Below are 15,320 nucleotides of genomic sequence, written 5' to 3' on the forward strand. Positions count from 1 at the left end.
GAAAGTGCGGAAAAAAACTTATTCAATGCGTTATGTAGCCGGTCAACCAGCAGAACGGATTTTTCCGCCGGGGGCAATGCTGCATCTTGGGCAGGCATTACCGCCTGGCGCACCTTTGCCAGCTGATCCCACACTGCGAGTTTTAGTCTGGAATATCTTTAAGCAACAGCGTGCAGACTGGATGTCTGTGCTCCAGGGTTTTGGCAAAGATGCCCACCTTGTTCTGCTGCAGGAGGCGCAGGCCACGCCTGAACTGGTCAAATTCGCCACCAGTAACTATCTTGCGGCCGATCAGGTGCCGGCCTTTGTCTTACCGCAACATCCTTCCGGCGTCATGACGTTGGCGTCTGCGCACCCTGTGTACTGTTGCCCACTAAGGGAACGTGAGCCGCTGCTGCGTTTGGCCAAATCTGCGCTGGTCACGGCGTATCCATTACCCACGGGCGAAATGCTGATGGTGGTGAATATCCACGCGGTCAATTTCAGTCTCGGTGTCGATGTCTACAGCAAACAGTTGGGGCCGATTGGCGAACAGATTCAACATCATCGTGGGCCGGTGATCATGGCGGGAGATTTTAACGCCTGGAGCCGCCAGCGCATGAATGCGCTATATCGCTTTGCGCGGGAGATGTCTTTGCGTGAGGTGAACTTCACCGATGACCATCGCCGAAAAGCCTTTGGGCGCCCACTGGATTTCGTCTTCTACCGCGATATGAAGGTCAGTGAAGCTTCTGTGCTGGTGACGCGCGCATCAGATCACAATCCGCTGCTGGTTGAGTTCAACTCTCTCTACGGTATCGAGCGTTAAGCTAATACGCTCGAACTCACGCCTCGCAACAGTTAATGTTCAGCTGAAATAATGCAGGGAAGGGCGAGTCAGAGCCTGAACAGGCGATATGCAGAATTTAGCAGAAGCAGAAAATGAAAAAGGCTGACAAAAGCCAGCCTTTTCGGGGCATTAGGTATCAGGTGTTGCGCTATTATTCACAAACAGCGTGAGCTTGTCGCCCGGCTGAATGTCTTTAGCGTCACTGTTCCAGCGCATAACGTCTTTGGTGTTCACACCGTGGCGTTTAGCAATACTGGCAAAAGAATCACCCTTACGTACACGGTAGGTGATGCTGTTGCCGTTATCAGCCAATTGCGTGCTCGCTTTGCCGTTCACGGTCAGAGTCTGACCGGTACGAACTGAAGCGCTGCGCAGATTGTTCTGCTGTTTCAGTGCACTGACGCTTACGCCAAGCTTGTTGGCAATGCCAGACAAGGTGTCACCTTTGCGTACCGTATAGCTGTTTCCTGCCGCACTGACTTTCGCCATCTCGGTAGGCTGCACGGAAGCGATATCACCGGAAGCCAGTGAATCGCGCAACTTAGCAACGTTGGACTTAGGCACCATAATGTAGTGCGGTCCATTTGGCGCAGTGGCACCGTTTTTATAACCGGCATTAAATGTCTTCAGCTTGCTGAGAGACATACCGGCCATATCGGCGGCCTGCGTCAGTTCAATCTGCTGTCCCACCTCTACGCGAGCTAAAGCACGGCTCTCGTTCGGGGTCGGCAGTTTGATACCGTAACGCTTGTTGTTCTTGAGAATCTCACTCAAGGCCAACATTTTAGGTACGTAAACCGTGGTCTCGCGGGGCAGCGATAAACTCCAGAAGTCAGTCGGCTTACCGCGCGCCTTATTCTGTTTCATCGCCTTCAGCACACGTCCTTCACCGCTGTTATAGGCGGCGATGGTCAGTAACCAGTCGCCGTCAAACATACCGTTCAGACGCTGCATCATATCCAGCGCTACTTTGGTCGAGGCCACCACATCGCGGCGTCCGTCGTACCATTGGTTCTGTTTCAAACCATAGTTTTTGCCCGTTTGTGCAACAATCTGCCAGATGCCGGCGGCATTCGCAGAAGATGTTGCGTGTGGGTCAAAAGCGCTCTCCACTATGGGTAGCAGTACCAGTTCCATCGGCATTTTACGTTTCTGTATCTGCTCGACAATCCAGTACATGTACGGCTCTGCCCGTAATGTTACATCGTGGAGATAGCTCTTATTTTTTAAAAATTTTGTTTTTTGTTCGCGGATCCGGCTGTTTTCCGGAATCCCCATCTTCAACTCGTCACTAATGTGATTCCAGAGATCAGTATCTTCTGCGAGGCTTGTTCCATCATCCTGCCATCGCGGCGACAACAATCGATCTCCGTACTTTCCATTTTCACCTTGACCAGCTGAAGACAGACTCTGGGCATGCTGTACGGGGATATTGGCGTCATTCCTTGATGCCTGACATCCTACCAGCAAGACCGAGGCGAGTAAGATCGCTTTAGCCTTCATGTGTGTGTCAATAGTTCGCTTAAAAGACGAGCAACTATACGTGACGGTCCACCACAACACAACCTCAAATATCAAAAGCGGTCTTTCTTCTCGCGTAGATCGGCGAAAGTTTGCCATAACGCTGATGATGAGACATTAGTGCCTAAAGCCTGTTGTAAATCAGCCTCTTGCGTGCGTAAAAATAAATTTATTTCCCGCTCTAAGGCCAGTTTTGTTGGTAAAGTGATGCGGTTTTCTGCGCGTAAGTCCTTAATTTGCTGATACCTTGCCAAAATTTTAGGGTCGTGGGGCAGAATAGCCGCAGCAAACTTCATATTGGATAAAGTGTACTCATGCGCGCAGCAAACGAGAGTATCTTCAGGGAGCTGATTAAGTTTTTGAAATGATTCGAACATTTGCTCTGCAGTGCCTTCAAATAATCGCCCGCAGCCGCCAGAAAACATCGTGTCACCACAGAAAAGATAAGGGGAGCTGAAATATGAGATATGTCCTAAAGTGTGACCGGGTGTTGCGATGACACGGAAATTCAGCCCAAGCAGGGTAAATTCATCACCTTCGGCCACAATACGCTTCGCCCCTTTATCTGCCGTTTCCTGTGGACCGAAAACCGCCACATCGGGATAGTGCTGCAACAGCTCATCCACACCGCCGACGTGATCGTGATGATGATGTGTCAGCAAAATCGCCACGGGTTGCCAATGATTGGCCCTGATTTTATCCAGCACCGGCTGTGCTTCGCCGGGATCGACTATCAAACACCTGTTGTCATCGTCCGTCAGTGTCCAGATGTAGTTATCCTGCAATGCGGGAATGCTGGTAAGATTCATAAACACCTCTCAGGTCGTAGAAAAAGGAAAATGGTAGAGCATGAAGCCGGCTAAAACACGCCAAATCCTGACTGCACCGCGCTCCTGGCGCGATATGCCAATGGGAGACTATTTTCGCGACGCGCTCACTCAGCAACTGCAGCCTTATCTCGGCAAGCTATATGGCTTTCATATGCTTAAAATTGGCAGCCTCAGCGCAGAAATCAACACCAGCCAGTGTGCCATATCGCATCAGGTGAATGTGGGCATTGAGGGCGATGAATTACAGGTTATCGCCAATAACACGCAATTACCCTTTGAATCTAAATCCGTTGATGCCTGTTTACTTGCGCACACGTTGGCGTGGAGTCAGGATCCGCACCGCGTACTGCGTGAAGTGGATCGGGTATTGATCGATGATGGATGGATGATCATCAGCGGCTTCAACCCTTTCAGTTTATTAGGGATTAGCAAAGGCATTCCGGGTTTGCACTCGCGCGCGCCGTGGAGTGGACGGATGTTCAGCCAGGTACGATTGCTCGACTGGCTGGGCCTGCTGAATTATGAGGTGGTTTACCGCACCCGTTTCCAGGTGGTGCCGTGGCATCGGCAGGGCGGCAGGGTGATCAGCGCGCATTTACCGGCGCTCGGTTGTTTGAACATTGTGGTGGCACGTAAACGTACGTTCCCGCTAACGCCCACCAAAATGAAGAAGAATCTGAGTCAAAGCCAGCTACGGCAAACGGTTAATGTCACGCGCCAGTTTCGTGAAGTGAAGGATCAGGATTCAACCTGATAACCGATATCATCCTGAGTGGGCTTTCCCGCCGCGCTGCGTGCCAGTTCGTCGCAGCGTTCGTTCTCCGGATGCCCCGCGTGGCCTTTTACCCATTCCCACTTAATTTCATGGTTGCTGAGCGCCACATCGAGGCGTTTCCACAGATCGACATTTTTCACCGGTTTTTTATCGGCGGTTTTCCAGCCGCGCTTCTTCCAGTTGTGGATCCAGCTGGTGATACCCTGACGAACATATTGGCTGTCGGTGCTGATCACCACCTCACACGGCTGTTTCAACGCTTCGAGCGCCACGATAGCCGCCATCATTTCCATGCGATTGTTAGTGGTGAGGCGATAACCTGTACTGAACTCTTTTTCATGCGCGCCATAACGTAAAATGGCGCCATAACCGCCGGGACCGGGATTGCCCAGGCAAGATCCATCGGTGAATATTTCTACCTGTTTGCGCATCTCTGGTAGACTTCCTTCTGACAAAACGCCAAGTCTGACATAAAACGAGTCCTATGAGCACTGCAAATAACCGCCAGATCGTCCTCGATACTGAAACCACCGGCATGAACATGATCGGTGTACATTATGAAGGACATCGCATCATTGAAATTGGTGCGGTTGAGGTGATCAACCGTCGCCTGACCGGCAACAACTTCCATATGTATCTGAAGCCCGATCGGCTGGTGGATCCGGAAGCGTTCGGCGTTCACGGTATCGCCGATGAATTCCTCGCTGATAAGCCGATGTTTGCGGATATCGCCGACGAATTCCTTGATTACATCCGTGGCGCAGAGCTGGTGATCCATAACGCATCGTTCGATATCGGCTTTATGGATTATGAATTCGGCATGCTGAAGCGGGATATCGGCAAAACCGAAACCTTCTGCCAGATCACCGATAGCCTGGCGATGGCGCGTAAGATGTATCCCGGCAAGCGCAACAGCCTCGATGCATTGTGCAACCGTTATGAAATCGACAACAGCAAGCGTACGCTGCACGGCGCACTGCTCGATGCCGAGATTCTGGCCGAAGTATTCCTGATGATGACCGGCGGTCAAACCTCGCTGGCATTTTCTCTGGACGGTGAGCAGAACAATCAGGGCGGCGCGGAGAACATTCAGCGCATTGTGCGTCCGAGTTCAGGTCTGCGCGTGGTCAGCGCCAGCGATGAAGAGATTGCTGCGCACGAAGGTCGTCTGGATTTGGTGCAGAAGAAGGGTGGTAGCTGCTTGTGGCGCGTGTAAAACGGCTGATTTTGCGTGCAAAATCGACGTTAAGCTGAAAAAAACGTCAAACGAAACATTCCCACAGAAAAAGCGTTGACGGGTGTGAAAGCTGCTATTAATATGCGCCTCGTTCTCGACGGGGAACAAAGCGCGGAGCGGTAGTTCAGTTGGTTAGAATACCTGCCTGTCACGCAGGGGGTCGCGGGTTCGAGCCCCGTCCGTTCCGCCAATCTATTTAAAGAAGCCGATGCAGAAATGCATCGGCTTTTTGCTTTTTCTAAATGGTGTCATTTTCCCTCATCCCCCGCCTTCTCACGCAACTGGGCGAAGGCGCTGATCGCGCTCGATGTTAACCCTCGCAGCGAGCTGCCCCTTCTCCCGCTAGCGGGAGAAGGTTGGGATGAGGGCCAGCGCGCACGCAACTTAATCCTTCTGTACCGCCACCGTCGCGCGATACGCCGCCACCGACTCTTCGCGGTCAGCGCGCGCCAGCCAGCGATAGCAGCCCGCACCCAACGCCACGCCGATAAACCAGCTAAAGTTCGCCACCGCATGCAGTGAAGGAATAAAGCTGATCACCAGACAAATGCCCACCGACGGCAGCAGCGCGGCAATCGCTTTCGGGTTGAAGCCGCCGCGATACCAGTAACGTCCTTTCGGCGTGTCATCAAACAGGTCATCCACGTAGACTTTGCTGCGTTTGATCAGATAGAAATCGGCCACCAGGATGCCAAACAGCGGCCCAATAAACGAGCCCAGCACATCCAGCGTGTAGTGAATCAGTTCTGGCGACTGGAACAGGTTCCACGGCGTCAGTAACACCGAACCGACTGCGGCAATCATGCCACCGGTGCGGAAGCTGATTTTCTGCGGTGAGCAGTTCGAGAAGTCGAATGCCGGCGAAACAAAGTTCGCCACGATATTAATGCCGATGGTAGCGATAATCATGGTCAGCAGGCCAATCGCCACCGCCACGTCGTTACCCACCATGCTGACAGTTTCAATCGGATCGGTGATCATTCTGCCGAACAGCGATTGCGTACCGGAGACAATCACCACGGTGACAATCGAGAACAGCAGGAAGTTGAACGGTAAGCCCCAGCGGTTGCCGCGACGAATTTCGCCCATGCTTTTGCCGTAACGCGAGAAGTCACCAAAATTCAGCAGCGGACCGGAGAAGTAGGAGACCACCAGCGCGGTGGCGGTAATCATCTGCCAGGTTTGCTCGCCGGTGCTCAACTGCTTGCTGGCCAGCGTAAAGGAGATACCATCGAAACCGGTTTTGTATACAATCCAGCCCGCCAGCGCCACCATCACCACGTACACCGCCGGACCGGCGACATCAATAAAGCGTTTAATCGCGTTCATGCCGTGCCAGAACACCATCGCCTGCAGTAACCACATCACACCGAAACAACACCAGCCCAGCTGAGATAAGCCGAGCCAGCTACTTTGCGTCATGCTGCTCAGGGTGGGGAAGAACTTCAGCAGCACCAGCATTAGCGCGTTAGCCGCCAGATAAGTCTGGATGCCGTACCACGCAAAAGCGATCAGCCCGCGAATAATCGCCGGGATGTTAGCGCCGAACACGCCAAACGCCTGACGCGAAATCACCGCGTACGGTACGCCTGCCATCTGGCTCGGTTTGGCCACCAGATTGGCGCACAGCTGCACAATGCAGATGCCCACCAGCAAGCACAGCAGCACCTGCCAGCTCGCCAGCCCGAGGGTAAAGAAGCTGGCGGCCACCACGTAGCCGCCCATGCTGTGCACGTCCGACATCCAGAACGAAAAGATGTTGTACCACGACCAGTTCTGGTCGCGCGTCGGCGCCAGATCGTCATTACACAGACGTGGACTGTATTGTGCGTTGGCTTCAGAGGCCACCCGCGAGGTCACTTCAGAATGATTTGGCATGAAACCTGCTCCTCTCAACATCATGGAAAAATAATCACAGCGTGAAACGGTATTGCAGGATCCAGGCCAGAAATGATTTCTTGTATACAAAAAATTAATTTCACGTATACGATGTGCAGCACACAGTCACTTACCGGAGCAGGTAATGAAAAGTGAAACAGGCCAGAAAACGGCTGCCGATCTGAACGATCGCGATGAACCTATCTATCAGGCGCTGCTTACCGCCATCGTTGAGCATCAACTGCCGCCGGGCAGTAAATTGCCGGAAGAAGCCTTATCGGATGTCTTCGGCGTGAGTCGCACCGGCATTCGTAAGGTGCTGCAACGCCTCGCCGCGGTGCAAATGATCACTTTGTCGCCCAGGCGTGGTGCACAGGTGGCGACGCCGGGCGTGGATGAAGCCCGCGACATCTTCGCCACCCGCAGTTTATTAGAGTGCGCCAATCTGCCGGCGGTGCTGAGCCACGTGCAGGCACCGCACTTAGCGGCACTCGGCGTGCTGATTGAAGAAGAGCAGCAGGCACATGATCAGCATGATGGTGCCGCGGCGATTCGTCTCTCCGCCGCGTTCCATATTCAGCTGCAGGCGATCTCCGGTAACGCAGTGCTCACCGATATGGTGACGCGCCTGACGCAGCGTTCGTCGCTGGTGATTGCCGCTTACGGTGCACCGTGGCAGCGCGGCTGCCGATGCGATCATCACGATCGGCTGGTGGATCTGCTGCGGCAAAAAGATCTGCCGGGGTTGACGGCGGCGCTGCAGCATCACTTCGAACACATTGTTGCCAGCCTGCACTTTGAGCGCAGCGGCGAAACCTTGCCTGATTTCACCCGGTTATTTGCCGGTAACAAAGGAGCGGCATCATGAGCCTGATTCAGGTCATCAATCCCAACACCAGCTTAGCGATGACGGAAACCATGGGTACTGCCGCGCGCGCCGTCGCCGCGCCGGGCACCGAGATTCTGGCGGTGTGCCCGACTCACGGCGTCGAGTCGATTGAAGGTCATTTTGATGAGGCCATCGCGGCGATTGGTGTGCTGGAGCAGGTGAAACGCGGCAAAGAGCAGGGCGTGAGCGGCCATATCATTGCCTGCTTCGGCGATCCGGGATTGCTGGCGGCGCGTGAACTGGCAAGCGGCCCGGTAATTGGCATTGCGGAAGCGGCCATGCACACCGCCACGCTGGTGGCGACGCGCTTTTCGATTGTCACCACCTTGCCGCGCACGCTGGTGATTGCGCGCCATCTGCTGCAGCAATATGGCTTCACACACCATTGTGCCGCGCTGCACGCCATCGATCTGCCGGTGCTGGCGCTGGAAGACGGCAGCGGCGTGGCGCAGGAGAAAGTGCGTCAGCGCTGCATGCAGGCCAAACGCGAAGATGGCAGCGGCGCGATTGTGCTGGGCTGTGGCGGTATGGCTACGCTGGCGCAGGATCTCACCAAAGAACTGGGCATGCCGGTAATCGACGGGGTCAGCGCTGCGGTAAAAATGGTGGAGTCGCTGGTGGCGCTAGGCTTTGGTACCAGCAAGCACGGCGATCTCGATTATCCACTCGAAAAACCGCTCAGCGGAGCCTTTCAGCACCTAAACTAACCACTGGTTGAGCGACAGGAACTTACAGAATGAATGATGTATCTGGCAAGAAAGAGTACAGCTTCAACAAAAACTATCCCCGCGATTTGATCGGCTATGCTGGCAACCCGCCGCATGCGCAGTGGCCGGGCAAAGCGCGCGTCGCGGTGCAGTTTGTCCTTAATTACGAAGAGGGCGCCGAGAACAACGTGTTGCATGGCGACGCCGGTTCCGAGCAGTTTCTTTCCGATATCATCGGCGCGGCCAGCTACGCCGATCGCCATATGTCGATGGATTCGCTGTATGAATACGGATCGCGCGCCGGTTTCTGGCGCATCCACAATGAGTTTCAAAAGCGCGGTTTGCCGCTGACGGTGTTTGGCGTGGCGATGGCGCTGGCGCGTCATCCGGACATCGTTGAGGCGATCAAAGCGGCGGATTACGACGTGGTGAGCCACGGCTGGCGCTGGATTCACTATCAGGCAATGGATGCCAAAACCGAGCGCCAGCACATGCAGCAGGCGGTGGACGTGTTAACCGACCTGTTTGGCAAAGCGCCAACCGGCTGGTACACCGGCCGCGACAGCCCCAACACCCGACGCCTGGTGGTCGAGCAGGGCGGCTTTAGCTATGACAGCGACTATTACGGCGACGATTTACCGTTCTGGACGCAGGTCACCTGTCAGGACGGCACGGTTAAACCGCATCTGGTCATCCCTTACACGCTGGAGTGCAACGATATGCGCTTCGCCTCGCCGCAGGGCTTCAACACGGCGGAGCAGTTCTTTACCTATTTGCGCGACACCTTTGATGTGCTGTACGAAGAGGGCGAAACGGCACCGAAGATGATGTCGATTGGCATGCACTGTCGTTTACTGGGACGTCCGGGGAAATTCCGTGGCTTGCAGCGCTTCCTCGATCACATTCAGCAGCATGAGGATGTGTGGGTGTGTACGCGGCAGCAAATCGCCGATCACTGGATCGTGACGCATCCGGCACCGAGCGCTTAGCCCCTCATCCCAACCTTCTCCCGCCAGCGGGAGAAGGCGCCGATCCGGCCCCGGTTTAGCAAATCACTCCACCCAATCATTCCCTCTCTCGCGTGCGGTAGCCCAATCATTCCCTCTCCCGCGTGCGGGAGAGGGTTAGGGTGAGGGAAAAACCACCCAACTCAACTCATCAAACTCACCTGCGCCGCGACAATCCGCCAACCGCACGGTAATCGCACCCACGTCTGCTGCTGGCGTCCGATCTTCTCTACACCTTCACGCGTAAACTCCGTACTGCACACCGCATAGTCATCGCCAAAAGTGGTGATCACCGTATTACGTAACTCGCGTTCCAACCCTTTTGACGGCCGCGCCGCGCGAAAAGCGCGGATCTCATCAATGCCATACAAATTCTCACCCGCGCCCAAACGCACGGTACGTTTGTCGTGCCAGAAAAGCTCATCCAGCACCTCAACATCATTGCCGATCAGCGCTTGCTCATAGCGGTAAAAGGCGGCGGTGACTTCGGCGAGAATTGCCGGGCGATCGATATGTTCAGGTGTCATTTTCAGGCGTCCATTAAGGTGGTTTGTGGCAGCGTCAGCCCTTGCTGTTGCAGCGCCCAGGCAGCGCGCAGTGCCAGATGTTCTTTAAACGGCGCAGCGATCAGCTGCAAGCCTATCGGCAAGCCGCTGGCGGTTTGCAGCGGCACGGTACAGACCGGTAAGCCGAGGAACGAAATCGGCTGGGTTAGCATGCCCATGCTGGCGCGCGTCGGCAAATGCTGGCCGTTGATATGAATGGTTTCCTGGCCGATGGTGGTGGCGGTGCAGGGCGTGGCGGGCGCAATCAGCACGTCAAACTGCTCAAACAGCGGCAGCACCTGCTGCTGGAAGTGGCGGCGGAAACGCTGGGCCTGCACGTACCACGCCGAAGGCAGCATCGCACCGGCCAGCAGGCGCTCACGCGAGTTGGGCTCGAACTGCTCCGGCTGCGTGCGCAGCATCGGCAGGTAGTGATTGCCGCCTTCTGCGGCGGTCATGATAAAGGCCGCCGAGCGTGCGATCTCCGCATTCGGCAAGGTCACTTCGTCGATTGCCTGCAGCGCTTTAGCTGCCACCGCCACGGCGGCACGCGCTTCATCGCTGCACCAGGTTGAGAAGAACCCGCCGAGTACCGCGCTGCGCACGCCTTCTGCGCCCTTGCTGAGCCCTGCGCTAGCTGGCGAGACGGGCTGCGCGGCCTGGAAGGCATCGCTGGCATCGGCACCTTGCAAGGTGTCGTACACCAGGCTCAAATCTTCAACCGAACGGGCAAACGGGCCGATGTGATCGAGGCTGGCGACAAACGGATGGCTGCCGCTGCGCGACAGGCGGCCGAAGGTCGGCTTCAGGCCAAAGATGCCGCACAGTGAAGCGGGCACGCGGATCGAGCCGTTAGTGTCGGTACCGAGCGAGAAGTGCACCAAACCCGCAGCCACCGCCGCCGCTGAACCGCCGGACGATCCGCCCGCCACGCGGGTTAAATCGCGCGGGTTGCGCGTTGCGCCGTAATGGGTGTTTTCCGTGGTAAAACCATAAGCATAGGCATCCATATTCAGCATGCCGGAGAGCAGCGCGCCAGACTGACGCAGTTTGCTCACCGCCCACGCATCCTCGCGCGCCGCCGCGCGTGCGCTGAACAGGCTGGCACCGGCTAAGGTGCTGTGTCCGGCGACATCAAACAGGTTTTTCACCGCGTAAGGAATGCCGGCTAACGGCGGCAAGGCTTCACCGCGCTGGCGCAGCTGATCGATCTGATCGGCTTCGCGCAGCATGCGCTGGCCGGTGACTTCGGTCCAGGCGTTGATCGCCTTATGCTGTTCAATCGCCGCCAGCGTGTTTTGCGCGATATCGCGGGCGCTGATCTCGCCCTGACTCAGCGCCTGCTGCAGGGCATTAATCGATAATGACGACAGTTTCATGGATGAAACACTCCCGCCACTTCCAGGCGATCGTCGAGCGGCAGCGCCATCAGCGGCTCGGCCATGGCGGCGATGCGGTTGAACTGCGTCAGCAGCTCGGCGCGGCGCGCATCATCCAGCTCCAGCGCCAGAATCTGCTCCATTTGGGCGATATAGGTGGCCCAGTCCGGTTGTGAACTCATCAATAATCTCCGTTAGAAACCGGCGGCGCTGCCGTTGCTGCGCGGATCGAACGCGCCTTCCAGCATGCCGTTGTTGTGTCTGACGATCGCGCCCGCATGGCCGACTACTTCACTGAAATCGGGTAGCAGTTCAACCTCATGGCCGAGCGCACGCAGCTGCTGCACCGTTTCCGGCGCGATGCGCGCTTCGAGCTTGAGCGAATCGGATGATTGTCCCCACGTACGACCCAGCAGCCAGCGCGGCGCGCTCACCGCCTGCTGTAGCGGATGTCCCTGAATCACGTGACGGGTGAAAATCGCCGCCTGGGTTTGCGGTTGGCCGTCGCCGCCCATCGAACCGTACACCATGGTGCGGCCATCTTTGAGACGCGCGGCAGCGGGATTGAGGGTGTGGAACGGCTGTTTGCCCGGCTGCAGCGCCAGCAGATGTTCGGGTTGCAGGCTGAAGGCGGCACCCCGGTTTTGCCAGGTGATGCCGGTGCCGGGCAGCACCACGCCGCTGCCGAATTCGTGATAAACGCTCTGGATAAACGAAACGGCTAATCCGCTGCTGTCCATCACGCCCATCCACACGGTATCGCCCGGCCCGCGCCCGGTGCCCCACGCAGCGGCTTGTTGATCGTCCACCTGCGCCGCCAGCGTGCTGAGGTGTTCCTCATCCAGCAGACGCTGCACATCAATGTCGATGTGGCGCGGATCGGTGATGTGCTTGTCACGCAGCGCAAAGGCTTTTTTAGTGGCTTCGACGATGCGGTGCACGGTTTGCGCTTCATCTGCGTCAGCCATATTCAGCCGATCGGTAATGCCGAGGATCGCCAGCGACACCAAACCCTGCGTCGGCGGCGTCATGTTCCAGATATCGCCTTCACTGTGTGCCAAATGCAGCGGCGTGCAGCGCCGGGCTTGGTGCGTCTGCAAATCCTCCAGCGTGATCGGCATCCCCAGCGCAGTCATTTCGCGCGCCAGATGGTGCGCCAGTTCACCGCGATAGAAACTTTCCAGCCCGTGATCGCACAGCATGCTCAGCGTATTCGCCAGCGCCGACTGGGTGAAGCGACTGCCGGCAAGCGGCACGCTGCCATCCGGTAAAAAGGTGGCGGCAAAACCAGGTTGATGCTGCAACTCGTGCTGTTTGGCGGCGGTGGCGGCGGCTTGCGAGGCGGTGACCGGAATGCCGTCGGCGGCATAGCGAATTGCATCGCGCAGCAGACGGGTTAACGGCAGCGGCGTCGCGCCAAGTTCCTGCGCCAGCGTCAACGCTTCCTGCCAGCCGCTGACGGTACCCGCCACGGTTAAGGCGGCTTTGGGGCCGCGATGCGGAATCTGCGTTTCGCCATGGTAGAAATCAAGATGTGCCAGCGAACCGGCTGCGCCGCTGGCGTCAATGGCGATGGGATCGCCGTTTGGCGGCACCACCAGCCAGAAGCCGTCGCCGCCCAAACCGTTCATGTGCGGGTAAACCACGGCGATGGTGGCAGCGGCGGCCACCATCGCTTCCAGCGCATTGCCGCCTTCGCGCAGTACGGCTAAGGCGCTTTCGCTGGCGAGATGGTGCGGCGTAACGGCCATGCCTAACGGCGCCATGTTGCTCTGTATCATAAAGAACTCTTTTTCTGGGTACGTGGTTAATGGGAAGCAAGAGCTGTTCCAGTTTTGAACGGACATCAATCTGGATCGATTTATGCTAGCTTGTGATGAAACGAAAGTTACAGGACCGATGATGAAACAACTTGATGAACGCCTTCGTAGTCAATATCCGCAACTGTCGCCGCAGGAGCAGCGCATTGCCGACTTCGTGTTTGACCATTTTGATGACCTGATCAGCTACAACAGCGCCGAGCTGGCGCGGCTGAGCGGTGTGTCGAAGGCCACGGTCAGCCGTTTATTCAAGCGTCTCGGTTACGAGAAATATAAGGACATGCGCGACGAGCTGCGCATCCTGCGCCAGAGCGGCATGCCGCTCACCGACAACCGCGATGCGGTGCAGGGCAACACCTTGCTGTCACGCCACTATAAGCAGGAGATGGCCAACCTGACGCAGTGGGTCAACAGCATCGATCCGCAGCAGTTTGGCGAGGTGATTAGCGCGCTGGGCGCGGCAAAACGGGTATTTATCATCGGCATGCGTAACGCCTATCCGGTGGCGCTGCACCTGCGTCAGCAGCTGATGCAGGCGCGTCCGCAGGTGCATGTGCTGCCGCAGCCGGGCCAGACGTTGGGCGAAGAGCTGGTGGATATCACGCCCGACGATATCGTGGTGGTGATGGCGTTTCGCCGCCGTCCACGCATCATTCGCCCGCTGATGCAGCAGCTGCAGCAGAGCAACATTCCGGTGCTGGCGCTGTGTGAGCCGCAGGCGCAGGGGATTATTACGCTGGCGCGCTGGCAGCTTTGTGCGCCGCTCGACAGCGTTTCCGCTTTTGATAGCTACGCCTCCGCCATGAGCCTGATTAACCTGTTGGCAAATGCGTTACTGCACGAAATGTTGTCGCAGGGCCGTCAGCGTATCCATCAAATTGCCGATCTTTATCAGCATCTTGACGAGCTGGAACACCGTTAACGGGCGCCATTGTGGTGCATTGCACTGTTTTTGATCGTTAATTCCAACGGGCGCGATGCCCGTTTTTGCTGCCTTCAACGCGGTAAAACCCCGTTTTTTCCCCTTTCTTCTCCCGGCACTGCGGTTGGCACATTAGTTGCAGAATGATTCATCAAGAATCTTTTGTTTCACGTAAACTCACCGGGGTGCATAATGAAAAAAGTATTATTAGCGGTAGCGGGCGCGGCATTGCTGATGGCGCAGGTCGGGAGTGCGATGGCCGATCAGCTGCAGGATATCCAAAAGCGCGGCGTGATCCGCGTGGCGGTTCCGCAAGACTTCCCGCCGTTCGGTTCCGTGGGTACTGACCTGCAGCCGCAGGGCTACGATATCGACATGGCGAAGTATCTCGCCAAACAGATGAAACTGAAGTTGCAGCTGGTGCCCGTTTCCAGTGCCAACCGCGTGCCGTATCTGCAGACCGATAAAGTCGATCTGGTGATCTCCAGCATGGGTAAAAACGCCGAGCGTGAAAAAGTGATCGATTTCACCCGCGCTTACGCGCCGTTTTTCCTCGGCGTATTTGGTCCGAAAGGCGAAACGCTGAAAGATGCGGCAGCGCTGAGCGGCAAATCGATCGGCGTCACGCGCGGTGCAGTGGAAGATATGGTGTTAAGCGATATCGCCCCGAAAGAGGCGCAGGTGAAGCGTTATGAAGATAACAACACCACGCTGTCGGCCTACCTTTCCGGACAAGTGCAGTACGTTGCGACGGGCAACCTGGTAGTGGCGGCGATTGCGCGCCAGAACGCCGAAAAAGCGCCGGTTGCCCAGTTTATGCTGAAAGATTCACCGTGCTACATCGGCCTGAAAAAAGATGAGCCGGCGCTGAAAGAGAAAGTGAATGCGCTGATTGAGCAGGGCATCAAAGACGGCACGCTGAACAAGTTGTCGGAAGAGTGGCTGAAAGCGCCGCTGCCAGCGAACCTCGGCGCATAAAGT

At 56.6% G+C, this 15,320-nt stretch carries 15 protein-coding genes, 1 tRNA gene and 1 pseudogene; 9 read left to right on the forward strand and 8 right to left on the reverse strand.

Going from position 1 to position 15,320, the window contains the following annotated elements; translation table 11 throughout:
* The first annotated feature begins 4 nt into the window (after positions 1-4).
* Positions 5-808, forward strand: coding sequence for an endonuclease/exonuclease/phosphatase family protein (locus tag ACYAC5_RS04120; RefSeq protein WP_008105211.1), 804 nt, complete (start codon positions 5-7; stop codon positions 806-808).
* A gap of 150 nt (positions 809-958) precedes the next feature.
* Here ACYAC5_RS04120 and mltD read toward each other — a convergent pair whose 3' ends face one another.
* Together mltD and gloB are read right to left on the reverse strand one after the other, a co-directional pair.
* Positions 959-2,332: a murein transglycosylase D gene (gene mltD, locus ACYAC5_RS04125; protein ID WP_192415429.1), complete on the reverse strand. Its 1,374-nt coding sequence runs from the start codon at positions 2,330-2,332 to the stop codon at positions 959-961.
* Positions 2,333-2,403: 71 nt separating this feature from the next.
* Positions 2,404-3,159: a hydroxyacylglutathione hydrolase gene (gene gloB, locus ACYAC5_RS04130; RefSeq protein WP_277974557.1), complete on the reverse strand. Its 756-nt coding sequence runs from the start codon at positions 3,157-3,159 to the stop codon at positions 2,404-2,406.
* A gap of 40 nt (positions 3,160-3,199) precedes the next feature.
* Here gloB and ACYAC5_RS04135 point away from each other — a divergent pair, with 40 nt between their 5' ends.
* Positions 3,200-3,934 carry a class I SAM-dependent methyltransferase gene (locus tag ACYAC5_RS04135; RefSeq protein WP_061723590.1) on the forward strand — a complete coding sequence of 245 codons (735 nt, stop codon included), beginning with the start codon at positions 3,200-3,202 and terminating at the stop codon, positions 3,932-3,934.
* Here ACYAC5_RS04135 and rnhA read toward each other — a convergent pair.
* Positions 3,919-4,486, reverse strand: a pseudogene (rnhA, locus tag ACYAC5_RS04140) (ribonuclease HI). The gene ACYAC5_RS04135 and the pseudogene rnhA sit on opposite strands and share 16 nt — an antisense overlap.
* Here rnhA and dnaQ point away from each other — a divergent pair.
* Both dnaQ and ACYAC5_RS04150 read left to right on the forward strand, forming a co-directional pair.
* Positions 4,440-5,171, forward strand: coding sequence for a DNA polymerase III subunit epsilon (gene dnaQ / locus ACYAC5_RS04145; RefSeq protein WP_110867826.1), 732 nt, complete (start codon positions 4,440-4,442; stop codon positions 5,169-5,171). The pseudogene rnhA and the gene dnaQ overlap by 47 nt on opposite strands.
* A gap of 134 nt (positions 5,172-5,305) precedes the next feature.
* Positions 5,306-5,382, forward strand: a tRNA-Asp gene (locus ACYAC5_RS04150).
* 194 nt (positions 5,383-5,576) lie between these two features.
* On the opposite strand, the gene ACYAC5_RS04155 is transcribed toward ACYAC5_RS04150, so the two are convergent.
* Positions 5,577-7,070: an NCS1 family nucleobase:cation symporter-1 gene (locus tag ACYAC5_RS04155; protein ID WP_192236769.1), complete on the reverse strand. Its 1,494-nt coding sequence runs from the start codon at positions 7,068-7,070 to the stop codon at positions 5,577-5,579.
* 145 nt (positions 7,071-7,215) lie between these two features.
* On the opposite strand from ACYAC5_RS04155, the gene ACYAC5_RS04160 reads away from it, so the two are divergent.
* From ACYAC5_RS04160 to puuE, 3 genes are read left to right on the forward strand one after another with little or no spacing between them, the layout of a single operon-like run.
* Positions 7,216-7,938 (forward strand): GntR family transcriptional regulator, encoded by a 723-nt coding sequence (locus ACYAC5_RS04160; protein ID WP_101762549.1) that lies wholly within the window; start codon positions 7,216-7,218, stop codon positions 7,936-7,938.
* Positions 7,935-8,666 (forward strand): allantoin racemase, encoded by a 732-nt coding sequence (gene hpxA, locus ACYAC5_RS04165; RefSeq protein WP_110867823.1) that lies wholly within the window; start codon positions 7,935-7,937, stop codon positions 8,664-8,666. Before ACYAC5_RS04160 ends, hpxA begins: the two co-directional genes overlap by 4 nt.
* A gap of 29 nt (positions 8,667-8,695) precedes the next feature.
* Positions 8,696-9,655, forward strand: coding sequence for an allantoinase PuuE (gene puuE / locus ACYAC5_RS04170; protein ID WP_271460156.1), 960 nt, complete (start codon positions 8,696-8,698; stop codon positions 9,653-9,655).
* Positions 9,656-9,816: 161 nt separating this feature from the next.
* On the opposite strand, the gene hpxZ is transcribed toward puuE, so the two are convergent.
* From hpxZ to ACYAC5_RS04190, 4 genes are read right to left on the reverse strand one after another with little or no spacing between them, the layout of a single operon-like run.
* Positions 9,817-10,200 (reverse strand): oxalurate catabolism protein HpxZ, encoded by a 384-nt coding sequence (gene hpxZ / locus ACYAC5_RS04175; protein WP_137385210.1) that lies wholly within the window; start codon positions 10,198-10,200, stop codon positions 9,817-9,819.
* Between the two features lie 2 nt (positions 10,201-10,202).
* Positions 10,203-11,597, reverse strand: coding sequence for an AtzE family amidohydrolase (locus ACYAC5_RS04180; protein ID WP_271460154.1), 1,395 nt, complete (start codon positions 11,595-11,597; stop codon positions 10,203-10,205).
* Entirely contained in the window at positions 11,594-11,779 is a 186-nt protein-coding gene (hpxX, locus tag ACYAC5_RS04185; RefSeq protein ID WP_061723592.1) for an oxalurate catabolism protein HpxX, read from the reverse strand. The genes ACYAC5_RS04180 and hpxX overlap by 4 nt, the downstream gene beginning before the upstream one ends.
* Positions 11,780-11,791: 12 nt before the next feature.
* Entirely contained in the window at positions 11,792-13,378 is a 1,587-nt protein-coding gene (locus tag ACYAC5_RS04190; protein ID WP_462062449.1) for a gamma-glutamyltransferase family protein, read from the reverse strand.
* A 121-nt stretch (positions 13,379-13,499) separates the two neighbouring features.
* Between ACYAC5_RS04190 and hpxU the strand changes: the two genes are divergently transcribed.
* Complete coding sequence (hpxU, locus tag ACYAC5_RS04195) at positions 13,500-14,339, forward strand: MurR/RpiR family transcriptional regulator HpxU (protein ID WP_462062948.1); 840 nt, start codon at positions 13,500-13,502, stop codon at positions 14,337-14,339.
* Positions 14,340-14,531: 192 nt separating this feature from the next.
* Positions 14,532-15,317 carry a transporter substrate-binding domain-containing protein gene (locus tag ACYAC5_RS04200; RefSeq protein WP_097094836.1) on the forward strand — a complete coding sequence of 262 codons (786 nt, stop codon included), beginning with the start codon at positions 14,532-14,534 and terminating at the stop codon, positions 15,315-15,317.
* Positions 15,318-15,320: the final 3 nt, after the last annotated feature.

Source organism: Pantoea sp. y20 (genome assembly GCF_054903455.1).